Raw genomic sequence first — 16,925 nt, 5'->3', positions numbered from 1 at the left:
GCGTGGTCTTGTTCGGCCGCCCGCAGGCGCGTTTTTCCGCACCTGCGAACGCGGGGGCGACTATAAACGATGGCCCGCCTGTGGCAAGCTGCCGCCCGCCGGAACCCCCAAAAACCGCCGGAAAGCAGGCAACGCCTCCCGATGAACGTGATTTCCATCCAGTCCCACGTCGCCTACGGCCACGTCGGCAACTCGGCGGCGGTCTTCGCGCTGCAGCGCCTGGGGATCGAGGTCTGGCCGGTCCACACAGTGCAGTTCTCCAACCACACCGGCTACCCGGACTTCGAGGGACAGGTCTTCGCCGCCGGGGACATCGCCCGGCTGGTCGACGGCCTGGAAGCGCGCGGGGCGCTGGCCCGCTGCGACGCGCTCCTGACCGGCTACGTGGGCGACCCGGCCCTGGGGGAGGTGATCCTTGATGCCGCGACCCGCATCCGCGCCGCCAACCCCCGGGCGATCTGGGCCTGCGACCCGGTAATGGGCGACCACGGCAAGGGCCTCTTCGTGCGCCAGGACGTGCCGGAGTTCATGACCGGCAAGGCCCTGCCCGCCACCGACATCGTGACCCCCAACCTCTTCGAGCTGGAGATCCTGGCCGGACAGAAACCTCAAGACCTGGCCGGGATCCGCGCCGCCGCCGAAAGCCTGCTGGCGTCCGTGCAGGGTCAGGGCCCGAAGGTGGTGCTGGTGACCAGCCTGGATGCGGGAGAGGACGAAGTGGCCATGCTGGCGGTGAGCGCGCAAGGCGTCTGGCGGGTCGCCTGTCCGCGCTTGCCGATCACGCCCAACGGCGCCGGCGACGCGGTGGCCGCCCTCTTCCTCGGCTTCTATCTGAAAACCGGATCGCTGCCCGAGGCGCTGGGCCGGGCCGCTTCGGCGATCTTCGAGATCCTGGAGACCACCCTGGAGGCCGGCGAGGAAGAGCTGCAGTTCGTCGCCGCCCAGGACCGCCTGGAAGCCCCGCGCCGGCGCTTCAGCGCCGAAGCGCTCTGACTCAACTGACGACCTGGCAGCGCACCCACAGCACGGGCTCGCCGCCGTCGACGGAGACCAGGATCTCCTCCTCGTTCAACTGACGCATGTCGATGATCTGCCCGGCGCCGGGGTCGCCCTCCGGCACCTCATAGGTAAAGGTGTGACGCCGGTAGTCGCCGATGGTCGCCGTGCCCGCCGGGGTGATGATGCCGGGGCCGTCGATGCTGAAGTGCGCCGCCTCGGTGGTGGAGCACCAGTCGCCGTCGATGGCGTCGGCCAACGTCGGCGACGCCAGCAGCGTGAAGAGGCCCACAAGGAAGAAGCTCTTTGCGATAAACGGACCGGACATCGCCGTCTCCCGCTTTGTGAGAAACCGAAAAGGGCTTCAGCCACCCGGCGGGGAGTATAGCCCGGAACGGCGGCCCGGCAGACCGTAGAAAGCGGGTGACAAGCGGTCACCGCGGCGATCGAGAAATCAACCGACGGCCATGTCGATTTCGCGCTGGCGGCCGAGCTGATCCATCCAGTCATAAAAGCGCGGATCACGCTTCAGCTGCCAGCCGTAGTGCCGCTTCAGCGCCTCCACCAGGCGGCCGCCACGGCCCAGCTGTTCGTCGGCGTAGCCGACCATCAGGGAGTTCGGCCAGGCCCGGGGACGGATTTCCTGAAGGCGCTCGAAGAGGCGCTCTTCCGACTCCTCGGGATGCACCTGCGCCAGCAGCGACAGCATGGCCGCGGTGGAGCGCGACACCCCCATGTAGCAATGGACCAGCAGGTGCCCGTCCTCCCGCGCCTCGCGCGAGGCCGCCAGTTCCTCCCCGAACTCCAGGATTTCGGCGACGTGCTCGGGCGTCGGCATGACCTTGCCCTCGGCCGGGTCGATGATGTCGTGGAAGCGCATGATCTTGCGGTGATGGTCGTCGAAGGTGTCGAAGGCCTCGATGTCCGGCCAGCCCGGATCGATCAGTGTCAACACATGGGTCACCTTGCTTGCCGCGTGCTCCGGCAGCTCCTCGACACCGCAGACGGTCAGGACGGAAATGGCGATGGGTTTCATGCGCAGACTTCTTTCGGCAGAACGGCAAAGGGCCCTAGTGATCGGAACGGTGCAGCACCTTGTCGGCCAGGCCGGTGTCGTAGGCCAGGGCCTCGGCGGTCAGCATCGCGCCCAGGGGAAACATGGAGCGCAGGAGACCCTTGCGTTCCAGCACCGCGAAGACGTTGGGATTGGCGAGGCCGCTGGCGTCGCGCGCCAGCACCACGGCGTCGCCGACATGGAAGTGATCGCCGTGGGCCGCGGGAAAGTTGGAGACGAAGATGCTGCCCTCCTCCTCGCCCGGCTGGGCGTGGTCGGGGCTGCGCGCCAGCTGCTGCAGCAGCGTCAGGGTCTTCAATTGCAGAGCGTTGAGCTTCAGCGGGTTTTTCTTGGCCATAGCAGACAAATAGCCCCTGCGGGGGCGCGCGCCAAGAGGCAGGATGGCGGGGCGCGCCTCTTGAATTGACTGGCGCCGAGCGCGATTCGGCGCAATGATTATTGACTATGGACGCGGCGCAAACTCTCTTCGGTGTGCTCCGCGAGTCGGCGCAACCGGAAATTGTCGAAGCGATTGAGCGGCTCATCAAGGAAGCGCCGGACCACAAGCTCTGCCGCGTGAACGTGCTGGCCTTCGCGGCGGGGGAAGGGTTCGACGACGAGCAGACCATCGCCGCCTTCCTGCACGCCTGCCGCCTCGGCCTCTTCGATTTGTCGTGGAACGTGCTCTGCCCGGGCTGCGGCGGCGTCCTCGATGCGGGCGCCTCTTTGAAATCCGTGCGCAGCGATGAATACACCTGTGCCCTCTGCGCCGCGGGCTACGAACCGACGCTCGACGAAATGGTCGAGGTCACCTTCACGGTCAATCCGCGCACGCGCCGCATAGCCGCGCACAATCCGGACCAGCTGCCGCCGATCGAATATTTCCGGCAGATCTATTGGGGCTCGGGCATCGATCTGCCGGAGGGCGACCTCGAATCCCGGGTGAAAGAGTTCCTGATTGAAGACCTGGAACTGCCGGCCGGCGAGAAGGCCATTCTCTCCCTGCATCTGCCGGAAGCCTTCGTCATCGTCTTCGAGCCGGTCACCCACGCAGCGCAGTTCCTGGACGTGAAGGGCGAAGCGACGACGGAGCGGCAGACCCTGACGCTGGTCTTCGACCGCAAGCACCGCCACCACGAAGCGCTGGACCTGCGACCCGGTCCGCTGCGCATTTCGGTGGAGAACCATACGGAGGTGCGGACCCTGCCCAGCGTCTGCATCGCCAACGACGCCCTGCACGACATGATGAAGCAGCGCCGGCCCTTCCTCACGGCCAAGCGGCTGCTGTCCAACCAGACCTTCCGGGACATCTACCAAACCGATGCGCTGGACGTGGACCAGCGCTTGAAGATTACCAGTCTCACCTTCCTGTTCACCGACCTCAGGGGCTCGACGGAACTCTACGAACGGGTCGGCGACCTGGCGGCCTTCGACCTGGTGCGCACGCATTTCGGCGTGCTCAATGGGATCGTGGCGGCGGAAGCGGGCGCCGTGGTCAAGACAATCGGCGATGCGGTCATGGCGACCTTCCCCACGCCCGACCGGGCCATCGCCGCGGCCCTGCGGATGCGTGAGGCCATGCGCCAGCTGAACAGCGAACGCGGCAGCGAAGACCTGCTGTTGAAGATCGGCATCCACGAAGGCCCCTGCATCGCCGTCAACCTGAACGAACGGCAGGACTATTTCGGGCAGACCGTGAACATCGCCTCACGCGTCCAGCACCTCGCCACCTCGCGGGAGATCTTCACCACCGGCGCGGTGCTGGACGATCCGCTGGCCTCCAGCTTCCTGGCCGGACAGGGGGTCAAGCCCCTGGCGCACGACGCCACCTTGCGCGGCGTCACCGAGAACATCAGCATCTACGCTATTCCCTAGATCGATTTGTCCGCGTCCGCCTGGAGGCGGTTGCTCTTGCCGGCCCTCACTCCGGCCGGGCAGGGCGTGGCGGCCATCGAACGGGGATCTAGACTGCCGGCCCTTTCGGGGGCAGCGGAAGCCTGCGCCAGGCCTCGCCGCCGGTCATCACGCAGGACCTGCCGTTTGGCCAGGTCATGATGATGGTCCAGGTCAGGCCGTCCTTGGAGGCCAGCAGCTCGAGCACCTTGCCGTCGGCCAGACCGAAGCCGACGGGGACCTCACCGAAGTTGTCGCGCAGCCAGTTCAACAGATGGTCGCGCGGATGACAGACGCCCGGAGGTCCTTGGCCCTGGGCCACGGATGTCACGGCCAGGATGCAGCCTGCCGCCAGCAGGATCGCGGCAAGACCCGCACGCACCCGCGCCGCGAGCTTGTTCAGGAGTCTCAGCATGGCGTCCTCCTCTATCGCCTGAGAATGGATTCACGACGGAGCCGTTCAATCGGCCCGTAGTTTGAATCTAGGCATTCTCATCCGACGAAGATGGGACGGCAGTCCGTTCTCAAGCGGCTGTGAAGACCGCATTTGGCCTGGGAAAGATGTCGGTTCCGGTGCTACGCCCGGCGGCTGGCGGCGGCAAGCAGGCCGGCGGCGGCCAGCAGCAGGCCGCCGGTGATGCGGTTCATCCAGCTCGCGCGGTCGCGCAGCAGCGGCGCGAAGCACTTGCCGGAGACGACGTAGACCAGGGCGGCGAAGACCTCGCCGACCAGGAAGGTCGCGCCCATGACCGCGAACTGCGGCAGGGCCGGCTCGCCCGGCACCAGGAACTGCGGGAAGATCGCGGTGAAGATGAGGATCGCCTTGGGATTGCCGACGGCGACCAGGAACTCCTTGCGCGCGAGCTCGCCCAGCGACTGCGCCTTCACAGCGGCTTCGCCGTCGAAGGAAGCCTCGCCGCGGCTGCGCAGCGCCTTGACGCCCAGATAGGCCAGATAGGCGACGCCCGCCCACTTGATGACCTGGAAGGCCAGTTCGGAGGCGGCCAGGACCGCGCCCAGGCCGACGGCCGTGATCGCGATCATCACCGCGAAGGCGGCGATGCGCCCGCCGACCGCGACCAGCGACGCAAGGACGCCGTAGCGCAGGCCGTTGGTCAGCGCCATGAGGTTGTTGGCGCCGGGCGAAAGGCACAGCAGCACCGCGGCCGCCAGGAAAACCGACCAGGCCTCGAAAGTCATGAAATTCGTTCCGCAGAGGGGCACCGGGCACGCAGCGCCTGCGCGCCCGGCGGCTTTTCCGGCTTAGGCCGGCACCTTCATATAGTTGTTCACCAGGGTCTCGCCGATCTGCACCGCGTTGAGCGCGGCGCCCTTGCGCAGGTTGTCGGAGACCACCCAGATCGACAGGCCGTTTTCCACCGTGGGGTCGCTGCGCACGCGGCTGACGTAGACGCCGTCTTCGCCGGCGGACTCCTGCGGCGTGACATAGCCTTCATCGGCGCGGTGGTCGACGACGATGCAGCCGGGCTGCGCGCTCAACGCCTTGCGGGCCGCAACCTCGTCGATGGGGTTCTCGAACTCGATGTTGATCGCCTCGGCATGGCCGACGAAGACCGGCACGCGCACGCAGGTGGCATGCACCTTGATCGCGGGGTCGAGGATCTTCTTGGTCTCCACCACCATCTTCCACTCTTCCTTGGTGGAGCCGTCGTCCATGAAGACGTCGATGTGGGGGATGACGTTGAAGGCGATCTGCTTGGTGAACTGCTCGGGCTTGACCGGCTCGTTCACGTAGATGCCGCGGGTCTGGTTGAACAGCTCGTCCATGCCGTCCTTGCCGGCACCGGAGACCGACTGGTAGGTGGCCACCACCACGCGCTTGATCTTGGCGAGATCATGCAGCGGCTTCAGCGCCACCATCATCTGGATGGTCGAGCAGTTCGGGTTGGCGATGATGTTCTTCTTGGCATAGCCGGCCAGCGCCTGGGGGTTCACCTCCGGCACCACCAGCGGCACGTCCGGGTCCATGCGGAACTGCGAGGTGTTGTCGATGACGACGGCCCCGGCCTTGCCCGCCTTGGGCGAGTACTCGGCGGAGATCTTGGCGCCCGGCGAGGAGAACACCAGGTCGGTGCCCTTGAAGTCGTAGGTCGACAGGTTCTGCACCTTGACCGTATCGTCCTCGCCGAAGGAGACCTCGCTGCCGACCGAGCGTTCGGAGGCCAGCGCCACGATGTCGTCGATGGGGAACTTGCGTTCGGCCAGCGTCTTCAACATTTCGCGGCCGACGGCGCCCGTGGCGCCCACTACTGCTACCTTGTATCCCATGTCCTCTTACCTATCCGTGCCTTTCGCATCGTCAGTCTGTTATGCTTCCCGGCATCAGCCGGCTCTCAAATTCCTGGCCCCGAGATGACTCGAAGCTCTTCCGTCCGCTCCGGCAGTTACCGCGAGTTCTGGCCGCGCTATCTAGGCGAACACCGCCGCGCGGCGACCCGCGCCCTGCACTACACCGGAACCTGCCTCGGCCTTTTCCTGCTGGCCGGGGCCGTCGCCCGGGGCGACTGGCGGCTGGCGGTGGCGGCGCTGGTCTGCGGCTACGCCTTCGCCTGGATCGGCCACGCCTTCGTCGAGCGCAACCGCCCGGCCACCTTCACCCACCCCTGGTGGTCCTTCATCAGCGACTTCCGGATGCTCTTCACATGGTTGGCGGGCGGCCCGCCCGCAAGTCGCGGCGAGCCAGCGCGCCGCAAGGACCGCGAATAAGCTTCCGTCGTTTTCGCCCGTTTGTAGCCCGTCTGGAAAGCCCCCTAAGGAGAAAGGCCGCCCAGAGGGACGGCCTTTCGTAACGTCCATGGGGTCTCGCGCCTAGTTCGGAGCAGTCTCGGTCGTGGTGGTGGTCACCGGGGTGGACTGCTCGGCGTCTGCGGTAACGATCGGTTTGGAGGTGCTCTGAACGGATTGCAGATGGCCCGCGCAGCCCGCGACAGCGGCCCCCGCGAAACCAACGACACCAGCCGCGACCATCAGGGCGGTAAGGGTCTTCTTCATTGCACAATCTCCCACCGGAGCTTCGGTTAGCTGAGGACTTTAGTCGGCCTTCCCTGGTCCGTCAATTGACGGATTCGTGACGCCGCCCCGCCCCGGCCTGCCGAAGCGGCTCTCCGCCCCCGGAATCCGCGGCTTTCAGGCCGCCCGCTTGTCGAGAGCCGCCAGGATTGCGTCGCCCATCTCGCTGGTGGAGACCACGGGCTGGCCCGGCTGGGCGATATCGCCGGTGCGCTTGCCCGCGGCCAGCACGTCCTGGACCGCCTGCTCGATCAAGTCGGCGTCGTCGCCCAGGTCGAAGGAGTAGCGCAGCATCATGGCGAAGCTGAGCAGGGTGGCCAGCGGATTGGCCTTGTTCTGGCCGGCGATGTCCGGGGCCGAGCCGTGCACCGGCTCGTAGAGCGCCATGCGGCGGCCCTGGGCGTCCATATCGCCCAGCGAGGCCGAAGGCAGCATGCCCAGCGAGCCGGTCAGCATGGCCGCGGCGTCGGACAGGATGTCGCCGAAGAGGTTGTCGGTGACGATGACGTCGAACTGCTTGGGGTTGCGCACCAGCTGCATGGCGCAGTTGTCGGCGTACATGTGGCTCAGCTCGACCTCCGGGAACTCGGCGGCGCCCAGCTTGGTCACTTCCTCGCGCCACAGCACGCCGGATTCCATGACGTTGGCCTTCTCCACCGAACAGAGGCGGTTGCCGCGCTTCTTGGCCAGGTCGAAGGCGACGCGGGCGACGCGCTGGATCTCGGGCGTGGTGTAGACCTGGGTGTTGATGCCGCGGCGGGTGCCGTCGGGCAGCTCCTCGATGCCGCGCGGCTCGCCGAAGTAGATGCCGCCGGTCAGTTCGCGGACGATCATGATGTCGAGGCCGGAGACCAGTTCCGGCTTCAGCGCCGAGGCGTCGACCAGGGCGTCGAAGCAGAGCGCGGGGCGCAGGTTGGCGAAGAGCACCATATCCTTGCGCAGGCGCAGAAGGCCACGCTCCGGCTTCTGGGCGAAGGGCAGGTCGTCCCACTTCGGCCCGCCGACGGCGCCCAGCAGCACGGCGTCGGAGTTCATCGCCTTTTCCACCGTGGCGTCGCTGACCGGCGCGCCCTCGGCGTCGATGGCGGCGCCGCCGACCAGGCCCTCGTCGATGTCGAAGCCGACCGAGCGGCGCTTGTCCATCCAGTCGACGACCCGGCGCACCTGGGTCATGGCCTCGGGGCCGATGCCGTCGCCGGCCAGGATCAAAAGCTTCTTGTTGGACGCCATCGTTCGCGTCTCCTTCCTAACGTCTGCCGGCGCTTGCGGCCGTGGAACTTGAGTGCCGGCCCGGAAGGGGCCGCAGAGAAGAAGCGGCCGGAGGCCCGGCCGCCGTTACCGTCGGACCCCTCAGGCCCAGGGCTGGGCCGTCTTGCGGCTTTGCTCGAAGGTCTCGATCTTGTCGGCCTTCTCCAGCGTCAGGCCGATATCGTCCAGGCCGTTCAGCAGGCAGTGCTTACGGAAGGGATCGATGTCGAACTTGATGGTGCCGCCGTCGGGCCCGGTGATCTCCTGCTTCTCCAGGTCGACGGTGACGATGGCGTTGGCGCCGCGCGAGGCGTCGTCCATCAGCAGGTCCACCTGCTCCTGCGGCAGGGCGATGGGCAGGATGCCGTTCTTGAAGCAGTTGTTGTAGAAGATGTCGGCGAAGCTGGGGGCGATGACGCAGCGGATGCCGGCGTCCAGCAGCGCCCAGGGCGCGTGCTCGCGGCTGGAGCCGCAGCCGAAGTTCTCCCCGGCCACCAGGATCTGGGTGTTCTCGTAGGCCGGCTGGTCGAGGACGAAGCCGTCCTTCGGCTTGCCGTTCTCGTCGAAGCGCATCTCGTAGAACAGCCCCTTGGAAAGCCCGGTGCGCTGCACCGTCTTCAGGAACTGCTTCGGGATGATCATATCGGTGTCGATATTGACCAGGGGCAAGGGGGCCGCGACCCCGGTGAGGGTGGTGAACTTTTCCATCGATCCGCATCTCCTTGGGCGGCGCCCGGCCTGTGCCGGAACGCCGGAGGCGGATCATAGGAAATCCGGCGCAAAGGTCAAAACCTTGCTGCGCATGGCTGCGGCAAACAGAAGGAATGGTCTGGCGGGAGGGCCGGAAAGACGCCTGCTAGGCGAAAAGTCCTAGGTGTGGCGGGGCCTCAGGAGCCCCAGTAGCGCACCCGGCCGGTGTCCACGTGGACGAAGCCCGACTTGCTGTACAGGCCGACGCCGCCGACCTGCATGGCCCGCGCCGTCTTGTGCAGGGCCAAGAGGTCCCTTTCGGGCAGGCGGATGTCCGTCGCCATGCCGCGCATGTGGAGGGAGCGCTTGGCCACGCCGTTGCTGTTGGAGGCGAGCTTGGCGTTGGTCTTGGGCGAGCGGTAGCCGGAGATGAGCTCGAAGGGGGCCTGGCTGTCGAGGCGCCGGCGCAGGGCGTAGAGCAGGTCCAGCAGCTGGGGATCCATCTGCCAGACCTCCCCGGTGCGCCAGTCGCGCAGCGCGTGGTTCAGCCTCTGCAGCCCCTCGGGCTGGAGGATGCCGTCGCGCACGTAGGTCGCGCCCTCCTCCTCGCCGGTGTGCAGGTTGCGGAAGCCGAGGCTGCGCGTGCCCGGCAGGTCGGTTCTGGCCGCAAAGGCCAGATCGGGGATCAGGGTGGTGGTGACCAGGGCCGCGGCCCCCGCCGCAGCGCCACTGACGAATTGGCGGCGCGTCGCCACGCCGCCCGTCAGGGAAGGATGAGCCTTCAGATCCATGCCGCCTCAGGTCCTCTTTTCAGCGGGTCCGGTTTGTTCTCCGCCCTCAGATTGCGCCCACAATCACGAACGGAGCATTAACGAATTACACAATTTGCCGCTGCGAGGCAACGCGCGGTCGAAAAGCCGCGGATTTCCTGGCCCGGGCAGACGTTCTACCGGGGCAGTAAACCCAAGCAATTCGGCGATAATAAGGCGATAAGCCGGGAAATAGTTAACGCCGGCGGCGGCTCTGGCAGCCGGATCAGCGCAGGGTCCCGGCGCGCGCGCCCAAAAGCGCCCGGGCCAGGGCCGTATCACGCTCGTAGACGTCGTCGCGGAAGTGCACGCTGCCGTCTTTGTTGACCCAGGAGGTCAGATAGACGATGTGCACCGGCAGCGGTTGCTTCAGGGACACGATGGTGCGCTCCCCCGAGGCGATTACTGCCTCGATACGTTCGCGCGACCAGCCCTCCTCCTTGCTCAGCACCAGCTCGGCCAGGCGGTTGGGGTCCTGAACGCGGATGCAGCCGTGGCTGAAGGTGCGCTGCGGCTTGTTGAACAGCGACTTGGCCGGGGTGTCGTGCAGGTAGATGTTGAAGCGGTTGGGGAACATGAACTTCACCCGGCCCAGCGCATTGCCGTCGCCGGAGTCCTGGCGGATCTTGTAGGGGAAGCTCGCCCTGCTGACCTGCGACCAGTCGATGCTCTGCGGATCGATTACCGTGGCGCCGCTGCTCCAGTCGCTGAACAGCACGTAGTTGTTCTGCGACAGGTAGGAGACGTCCTGCTGGATCTTCGGCAGCATCTCCTTGCGCGCGATGGAGGGCGGCACGTTCCAGAAGGGATTGATCTCCACGTAGGTCATGGTGCCGCTGAACACCGGCGTTTTCTGGTAGGGCTTGCCAACCACCACGGCAGTGTCGAACAGCGTCTTCGGCTCGTCGACCAGCTTCAGCTGGAAGTCGGCCAGATTGACGAAGATGTGACGCTGGCCCAGATCATCGGGCATCCAGCGCCGCCGTTCCAGGTTCAGGATCATCTGCTCAATGCGCTTTTCGACCGGCACGTTGAGCTCGGCCAGGGTCTTCGGCCCGACCGCGCCGTCCTGGGCCAGGCCGTGGCGGTACTGCATCCACTTGACGGCGGTTTCCATCTGCGCGTCGTAGAAGTTCGGATCGCCGCCGTTGGCCGCCAGGTCGTTCTGCGGCTTCAGGTCGCCGACCAGGCGCAGGCGCTCGCGCAGCAGGCCGACGCGCGGGTCGGTCATCTCCGGCTTCAGGGTGTCGCCTTCGGGGATCGGCTGCCAGCCGCCCTGCAGCGCCAGGGCGCGATATTCGGCCAGCGCCACCTTCTGGCGGTCGTAACGCACGGTCTGCGGCCGGTAGGCCGCGACGAAGTTGTCGAGATCACTGGCCTCGGAGGCCGCCGTCAGCACGTCGGCCTTCTGCACCTCCTCGCGGAAGACGAAGAGCTCGGGATCGGCGACATGCGGCGTGGTGCGGCCTTGGCCCAGGTCGGCGGCGTAGCGCACCAGCCCGAGGCTCAGCATCACTTCCAGCCGGGCGAGGTCCTCCGGCGCCGTGGCGCCCAGCAGCGCCTTCACCTGCCCGGCGCGGTAGTCGGCCGGATCGAGGCCGTCCAGATCGGCGGCGATCAGCAGGTTGGAGAGCTTTTCCGCGCGCGGCCCGGCGGCGGCGTCCAGCACCCAAAGCGGACGGTGCGCCCTTGCCCGGTAGAAGCGCTCCAGCACCGTCAGGGTCTGGACCTCGTCGTCGGTGCCGGCGGCGGCGATGCCGCTGTTCAGTTCCTCGGACAGAGCCAGCGGCAGCGCCTCGGCAGCCGCGGGGCGCGGCGCCAGGGTTACGGCGCCGGCGGCCAGAACCATCACTACCAAGGAGAAAACCCACGCAGCCTGACGCAGCATGATCACTCGTTCCCTTTCGTCCGCAGGTCCTTCCGTTCAGGCGCCGCAGGCGGCCGAACGACGAAATGCATCGCGGCCTATAGGACCACAGCAGCCCGCCGCGTTCCAGCCCGGCATCGGCAACCTGAAGGCGCAAATAGCCGCGAAAGCTTGGCTCATTGGGATTAGTACGCAGAGACCGCTCCCGGCCGGATCGGGAGAGAGGCCTGAAGCGTGGCCCCGCGAGAGCCCCCTGAGCGGGCCTAGTCCTCGCGCCGGTTGATGGGATAGCCGCTGGCCGGGCCCATCAGCGGCTGGATCAGCATGCGATCGAGCCAGAGGTCTCGCCGCGTACGGAACTGCTCGATGCCGATGGTCATGGCCTCGTGACCGTCGCGGGGCTGGGCCGTATAGGTGCCGAAGAGGCGGTCCCACCAGGGCAGATTGAAGCCGAAGTTGCTGTTGGTCTCGTTCGGGTGGATGGAATGGTGCACGCGGTGCATGTCCGGCGTCACGACGACCCAGCGCAGCACCCGGTCGAGCGCCAGGGGCAGCTTGAGGTTCGAATGATTGAACATCGCCGTCGCGTTCAACAGCACCTCGAACACCAGCACGGCCACGGCCGGCGGCCCCAGCACCGCGACGACCGCGAGCTTGATGCCCATGGACAGCAGGATCTCGACCGGATGGAAACGCAGCCCCGTGGTGACGTCGAATTCCAGGTCCGCGTGGTGCATGCGGTGCAGCCGCCACAGCACCGGCACGGCGTGGAACATCACGTGCTGCAGATAAATGGCGAGGTCCAGCAGCACCACCGAGGCGATGAAGGCGAGCCAGCCCGGAACGTCGAAGACGTTGAAGAGCCCCCAGCCGCGCGCCTCGGCCGTCAGGGCGAGGCCGACGGCGACGACCGGAAAGACGAGGCGCAGGAGCAGGCTGTCGAGGACGACGATGCCGAGGTTGCCGGACCAGCGCAGCAGGCGCGGAATCTCGCGCCGGCGGCGCGGCCGCGCCGCTTCGGCCAACGCCAGGATTCCCAGCACCCCCAGGAAAAGGGCGATCCGCAGTGTGGCTTCGTTGGCCAGCAGGAAGTCGGTCATGGCCGTCCTTGCCGGCGCAGCGCCGGACCCTCCAGTTACAGGTCCCGCACGTCGGTGAGGTGGCCCTTCACCGCCGCCGCCGCGGCCATGCCGGGGCTCACCAGGTGGGTGCGCCCGCCGCGGCCCTGGCGGCCCTCGAAGTTGCGGTTGGAGGTCGAGGCGCAGCGCTCGCCCGGCTGTAGCCGGTCGGCGTTCATCGCCAGGCACATGGAGCAGCCCGGCTCGCGCCATTCGAAGCCGGCTTCCAGGAAGATCCGGTCCAGGCCTTCCTGCTCGGCCTGCTCCTTCACCAGGCCGGAGCCCGGCACGATCATCGCCTGCACGCCCTCGGCCACCTTGCGGCCCCTGGCGACGGCCGCGGCCTCGCGCAGGTCCTCGATGCGCCCGTTGGTGCAGGAGCCGACGAAGACCTTGTCGACCTTGATATCGGTGACCGCCATGTCGGCCTCCAGGCCCATGTACTCCAGGGAGCGGATCATGGCCTGGCGCTTGGCCTCGTCGCGCGCCGTCTCCGGGTTGGGCACGCGCCCGGTAACCGCCACCACGTCCTCGGGGCTGGTGCCCCAGGTGACCTGCGGGTCGATCTCGGCGACGGCCAGGGTGACTTCCTTGTCGTAGCGCGCGCCCTCGTCGGAAGGCAGCGAGCGCCAGTAGGTCACCGCCTGCTCGAAGGTGCCGGCCTTGGGGGCCATGGGGCGGCCCTTGATGTAGTCGAACGTCGTCTCGTCCGGCGCGATGAGCCCGGCGCGCGCGCCGCCCTCGATCGACATGTTGCAGACCGTCATGCGGCCTTCCATGGAGAGGTCGCGGATCGCCTGGCCGGCGTACTCGATGACGTGGCCGGTGCCGCCGGCGGTGCCGATCTTGCCGATGATGGCGAGGATCAGGTCCTTGGCGGTGACGCCGACCGGCAGGGCGCCGTCGACGGTGATGCGCATGTTCTTTGCCGGCGACTGGATCAGCGTCTGGGTGGCCAGGACGTGCTCCACCTCTGAGGTGCCGATGCCGAAGGCCAGCGCGCCGAAGGCGCCGTGGGTCGCGGTGTGGCTGTCGCCACAGACGATGGTCATGCCCGGCAGGGTGAAGCCCTGCTCCGGGCCGATGATGTGGACGATGCCCTGGCGGTGGTCGTTCATGTCGAAGATCGGCACGCCGAAGTCGGCGCAGTTCTTCTCCAGGGTCTCCACCTGGATGCGGCTCTCCTCGTCGGCGATGCCCTTGGAGCGGTCGGTCGTCGGCACGTTGTGGTCCGGTACCGCCAGCGTCGCCTCGGGATGGCGCACCTTGCGCCCGGCCAGGCGCAGCCCCTCGAAGGCCTGGGGCGAGGTGACCTCGTGGACCAGGTGACGGTCGATGTAGATCAGACAGGTGCCGTCGTCCTGGCGGTCGACCAGATGGCTGTCCCAGATCTTGTCAAAAAGCGTACGCGGCGCGGACATCTCTCTCGTTCCTTACTCAGTTTTCCGGCCCGCTTGCCCGTTCCCGGGGGCGGCTCGGCTGTTCTTCTTGTTCGGCCTCAACGTAGGGGGCCGGAGCATAGCGCCCGGACCCCGGCCAGAAAAGGGCCCGAACCGCATGGGTCCCATTCGAAAACGGGCCCCTTCGCGCCCCTTCGAGAAAGGGCCTGAAAACGCAGAGGGCCCGCCGGCCTGCTCTTGAGAAGCAGGCGGGCAGGCCCCCCCGAAGGACTTCTTGAGCCGGCGCCCGGCGATGCCGCGGGCGCCCGGCCGGACCGTCTTAGCCCTCGGCCTTGGCGGCCTTCTCGGCCTTGGAGACCTTGCTCTTCTCGGCCTTGACCTGGGCGGCCTCTTCGCGCGCCGCGGCATCCAGCTTGCCGCTGTGGCCGGTGGTCTGCTCGCGGATACGCGCCGCCTTACCGGTGCGGCCACGCAGGTAGTACAGCTTGGCGCGGCGCACGTCGCCGCGGCGCACCACCTCGATGGAATCGATGCGCGGGCTGTAGAGCGGGAAGACGCGCTCGACGCCTTCGCCGTAGGACAGCTTGCGCACGGTGAAGGCCGAGTTCAGGCCGCGGTTGCGGCGCGCGATGCAGACGCCCTCGAAAGCCTGGATACGCTCGCGCGTGCCTTCGACAACCTTCACGTTGACCCGCAGGGTGTCACCCGGAGCAAAGGCCGGCGGCTCGCCCTCGGCAGTCAGCTTGCCAACCTGCTCGCTCTCGATCTGTTCGATGAGGTTCATGACTCTCTATCCTTACTGTCGCCGGCGCGTCAGCCCCGGCCCTTCGTGTAGCGCGCCCAGAGGTCCGGGCGGCGCGTCCTGGTAATCTCCTCCGCCTGGGCCTGACGCCACCGGCGGACTTTCTCGTGATGCCCGGAGGTCAGCACCTCCGGCACCGTACGGCCCTGCCACTCGGCTGGCCGCGTGTAGAGGGGATACTCCAGCAGCCCCTCAAAACCCTGCTCCCCGAACGATTCCTCGTCCGGGCTGGTCACGTTCCCCATAACGCCTGGCAGCAGACGGACGACCGCGTCCATCAACACCAGGGCCGCCGGTTCGCCGCCGGACAGGATGTAGTCGCCGACGGAAACCTCCAGGACGTCGCGGGCCTCCAGGACCCTTTCATCGACCCCCTCGTAGCGGCCACAGAGCAAGGTGACACCCGGCCCCGCTGCCAAATCCCGCACCAGGTCCTGCGTCAGCAGGCGCCCCCGGGGCGAGAGGTAGATGACCGGCGCCTTCTTGACCGTCGCCTGGTCATCCGAACTGTCTTCCTGCGCCCACTTCTGCGCGGCGGCGGCCAGGGCCGTATCCACCACGTCCGGGCGCATCACCATGCCGGCGCCGCCCCCGAAGGGGGCATCGTCGACGCTGCGGTGTTTATCGCGCGCGAAATCCCGGATGTCCAGGACGTCGAGCGACCAGATCCCGCCCTCCAGGGCCTTGCCCGCGAGGCTCTGCCCCAGGGGCCCCGGAAACATCTCCGGGAAAATCGTCAGGACCACCGAGCGCCATGCAGCCATGGGACCTCGCAACCACTCTTCCGGCCCGACAATCTCCCGGCTGGCGCCAAGCACCGCCGAAGCCGCGCTTTATGACGCCCGGGACAAGGTTTGTCCAGCCTTTCCACGGCCCCACAGGGCACTTTTCGGCCGGCGAAATTAACCCCTAGTGAGTTAAATATCGCCCACCCCTAGTCTTCCGGCCGCGCCCCTTCCGGCGGCACCTCGATCTCCGCCGGCGGCAGCGCCACCAGGCGCCCGCCGGCGACATCGACCTCCGGCACCACGGCCCGGGTAAAGGCCAGCAGCAGCAGCTTCCCGTCCGGCCGCTCGACCTCCAGGAAGTCGCCGGCGCCGTAGTTCTCCACCGCCGCCACCTTGCCCAGTTCCCGGCCTTCCGGGTCCTCGACCCTGAGGCCGATCAGGTCGGCGTGGTAGAAGGTCTCCTCTTCCGCCAGCGCCGGCAGGGCCGAGCGCGCGACATAGAGCTCGGTGCCATGCAGGGCCTGGGCCGCGTCGCGGTCGCTCACGCCCTCGAGCTTCGCCAGCACCACGTCGCGCTTGCCGGGGGCCGGGCCGGTCACCTGCAGCGTCCAGCGGCGCCTGCCGCTCTTGTCGCTGACCGGGCCGTAGGCCGCCACGTCCGCGGGGGTTTCGGTGAAGGACTTCACCTTCACCAGGCCGCGCACGCCGTGCGCGCCGACCATGACCCCGAGGCAAACCCAGTCTCTCGACGCAGGGCCTTCGACCATGGGGCAGCGCCTCCGGAGGCCGGCCGTTACTCGGCCTTGGCTTCCTCTTCAGCCGCGGCTTCCTCAGCCGGGGCCTCTTCCGCGGCAGCTTCCTCGGCGGGGGCTTCCTCGGCGGGCGCCTCTTCAGCCGGCGCCTCGGCCTCGGCCTTGGCGGCTTCCTCGGCCGCCTTCTTGGCCTCTTCGGCCTCGGCCGCACGCTCCTGCGCCTTCTGGCCCGGCAGGTGCTTCTTGGTCTGCTTCGGCACGCGGCGCGCCGGACCCAGGTCGGCGGCAGCCAGGAAGCGGGTCACGCGGTCGCTCGGCGTGGCGCCGACCGACAGCCAGTGCTTGGCGCGCTCGGTGTTCAGCACGATGCGGTCCGGGTGGTCCTTGGCCAGCATCGGGTTGTAGGAACCGATGCGCTCGATGAAGCGGCCGTCGCGCGGGCTGCGCGAGTCGGCGACGACGATGCGGTAGTAGGGGCGCTTCTTGGCGCCGCCGCGGGACAAACGGATCTTCAGGGACATTCTCTGTTACTCGCTTT

At 67.5% G+C, this 16,925-nt stretch carries 19 protein-coding genes and 1 pseudogene; 3 read left to right on the top strand and 17 right to left on the bottom strand.

Going from position 1 to position 16,925, the window contains the following annotated elements; all coding sequences use genetic code 11:
- The first annotated feature begins 141 nt into the window (after nucleotides 1-141).
- Nucleotides 142-993 (top strand): pyridoxal kinase PdxY, encoded by an 852-nt coding sequence (gene pdxY, locus H7X47_RS02700; RefSeq protein WP_193367057.1) that lies wholly within the window; start codon nucleotides 142-144, stop codon nucleotides 991-993.
- A gap of 1 nt (nucleotide 994) precedes the next feature.
- Here the strand turns inward: pdxY and H7X47_RS02695 are convergent, their stop codons facing one another.
- The 3 genes from H7X47_RS02695 to H7X47_RS02685 all read right to left on the bottom strand — a co-directional run bounded on the left by H7X47_RS02695 (nucleotide 995) and on the right by H7X47_RS02685 (nucleotide 2,408).
- Nucleotides 995-1,324, bottom strand: coding sequence for a hypothetical protein (locus H7X47_RS02695; protein WP_193367056.1), 330 nt, complete (start codon nucleotides 1,322-1,324; stop codon nucleotides 995-997).
- 126 nt (nucleotides 1,325-1,450) lie between these two features.
- A complete protein-coding gene (locus H7X47_RS02690; RefSeq protein WP_193367055.1) occupies nucleotides 1,451-2,032 on the bottom strand; it encodes a tyrosine phosphatase family protein in 582 nt (193 codons plus the stop codon).
- Nucleotides 2,033-2,066: 34 nt separating this feature from the next.
- A complete protein-coding gene (locus H7X47_RS02685) occupies nucleotides 2,067-2,408 on the bottom strand; it encodes a hypothetical protein (protein WP_193367054.1) in 342 nt (113 codons plus the stop codon).
- Nucleotides 2,409-2,515: 107 nt separating this feature from the next.
- Between H7X47_RS02685 and H7X47_RS02680 the strand changes: the two genes are divergently transcribed.
- Nucleotides 2,516-3,925, top strand: a complete 1,410-nt coding sequence (locus tag H7X47_RS02680; protein ID WP_193367053.1) for an adenylate/guanylate cyclase domain-containing protein — start codon at nucleotides 2,516-2,518, stop codon at nucleotides 3,923-3,925.
- A gap of 88 nt (nucleotides 3,926-4,013) precedes the next feature.
- Here the strand turns inward: H7X47_RS02680 and H7X47_RS02675 are convergent, their stop codons facing one another.
- The 3 genes from H7X47_RS02675 to H7X47_RS02665 all read right to left on the bottom strand — a co-directional run bounded on the left by H7X47_RS02675 (nucleotide 4,014) and on the right by H7X47_RS02665 (nucleotide 6,232).
- The gene (locus tag H7X47_RS02675; protein WP_193367052.1) at nucleotides 4,014-4,358 is read right to left on the bottom strand and encodes a hypothetical protein; all 345 of its coding nucleotides are present in this window, start codon (nucleotides 4,356-4,358) and stop codon (nucleotides 4,014-4,016) included.
- A 161-nt stretch (nucleotides 4,359-4,519) separates the two neighbouring features.
- On the bottom strand, nucleotides 4,520-5,143 hold the full coding sequence (locus H7X47_RS02670; protein WP_193367051.1) for a LysE family translocator: 624 nt from the start codon (nucleotides 5,141-5,143) through the stop codon (nucleotides 4,520-4,522).
- Nucleotides 5,144-5,206: 63 nt separating this feature from the next.
- Nucleotides 5,207-6,232 (bottom strand): aspartate-semialdehyde dehydrogenase, encoded by a 1,026-nt coding sequence (locus H7X47_RS02665; protein WP_193367050.1) that lies wholly within the window; start codon nucleotides 6,230-6,232, stop codon nucleotides 5,207-5,209.
- A gap of 84 nt (nucleotides 6,233-6,316) precedes the next feature.
- Between H7X47_RS02665 and H7X47_RS02660 the strand changes: the two genes are divergently transcribed.
- Complete coding sequence (locus H7X47_RS02660; protein ID WP_193367049.1) at nucleotides 6,317-6,670, top strand: Mpo1-like protein; 354 nt, start codon at nucleotides 6,317-6,319, stop codon at nucleotides 6,668-6,670.
- A gap of 102 nt (nucleotides 6,671-6,772) precedes the next feature.
- Here H7X47_RS02660 and H7X47_RS02655 read toward each other — a convergent pair whose 3' ends face one another.
- The 11 genes and pseudogenes from H7X47_RS02655 to rpsP form a co-directional block, all read right to left on the bottom strand.
- Complete coding sequence (locus H7X47_RS02655; protein WP_193367048.1) at nucleotides 6,773-6,955, bottom strand: hypothetical protein; 183 nt, start codon at nucleotides 6,953-6,955, stop codon at nucleotides 6,773-6,775.
- A gap of 135 nt (nucleotides 6,956-7,090) precedes the next feature.
- Nucleotides 7,091-8,203, bottom strand: a complete 1,113-nt coding sequence (leuB, locus tag H7X47_RS02650) for a 3-isopropylmalate dehydrogenase (RefSeq protein ID WP_193367047.1) — start codon at nucleotides 8,201-8,203, stop codon at nucleotides 7,091-7,093.
- Between the two features lie 120 nt (nucleotides 8,204-8,323).
- Complete coding sequence (leuD, locus tag H7X47_RS02645) at nucleotides 8,324-8,929, bottom strand: 3-isopropylmalate dehydratase small subunit (protein WP_193367046.1); 606 nt, start codon at nucleotides 8,927-8,929, stop codon at nucleotides 8,324-8,326.
- Nucleotides 8,930-9,108: 179 nt separating this feature from the next.
- On the bottom strand, nucleotides 9,109-9,702 hold the full coding sequence (gene mepK / locus H7X47_RS02640; RefSeq protein ID WP_193367045.1) for a peptidoglycan L,D-endopeptidase MepK: 594 nt from the start codon (nucleotides 9,700-9,702) through the stop codon (nucleotides 9,109-9,111).
- Nucleotides 9,703-9,946: 244 nt separating this feature from the next.
- Entirely contained in the window at nucleotides 9,947-11,608 is a 1,662-nt protein-coding gene (locus H7X47_RS02635) for a L,D-transpeptidase family protein (RefSeq protein ID WP_193367044.1), read from the bottom strand.
- Nucleotides 11,609-11,850: 242 nt separating this feature from the next.
- Nucleotides 11,851-12,687, bottom strand: a complete 837-nt coding sequence (locus tag H7X47_RS02630; protein WP_193367043.1) for a sterol desaturase family protein — start codon at nucleotides 12,685-12,687, stop codon at nucleotides 11,851-11,853.
- A gap of 35 nt (nucleotides 12,688-12,722) precedes the next feature.
- Nucleotides 12,723-14,126: a 3-isopropylmalate dehydratase large subunit gene (gene leuC, locus H7X47_RS02625; protein WP_193367042.1), complete on the bottom strand. Its 1,404-nt coding sequence runs from the start codon at nucleotides 14,124-14,126 to the stop codon at nucleotides 12,723-12,725.
- A gap of 298 nt (nucleotides 14,127-14,424) precedes the next feature.
- Nucleotides 14,425-14,889 (bottom strand): 50S ribosomal protein L19, encoded by a 465-nt coding sequence (gene rplS, locus H7X47_RS02620; RefSeq protein ID WP_227010123.1) that lies wholly within the window; start codon nucleotides 14,887-14,889, stop codon nucleotides 14,425-14,427.
- A 29-nt stretch (nucleotides 14,890-14,918) separates the two neighbouring features.
- Entirely contained in the window at nucleotides 14,919-15,671 is a 753-nt protein-coding gene (gene trmD / locus H7X47_RS02615) for a tRNA (guanosine(37)-N1)-methyltransferase TrmD (protein ID WP_193367041.1), read from the bottom strand.
- 170 nt (nucleotides 15,672-15,841) lie between these two features.
- A complete protein-coding gene (rimM, locus tag H7X47_RS02610; RefSeq protein WP_193367040.1) occupies nucleotides 15,842-16,402 on the bottom strand; it encodes a ribosome maturation factor RimM in 561 nt (186 codons plus the stop codon).
- 140 nt (nucleotides 16,403-16,542) lie between these two features.
- Nucleotides 16,543-16,908: pseudogene (gene rpsP, locus H7X47_RS02605) on the bottom strand (30S ribosomal protein S16); the annotation flags it as partial.
- Between the last annotated feature and the right edge of the window lie 17 nt (nucleotides 16,909-16,925).

The organism is Pelagibius marinus (assembly GCF_014925385.1).
Lineage (GTDB): Bacteria > Pseudomonadota > Alphaproteobacteria > Kiloniellales > Kiloniellaceae > Pelagibius > Pelagibius marinus.
This window is presented reverse-complemented; position numbering and strand designations above follow the sequence as displayed.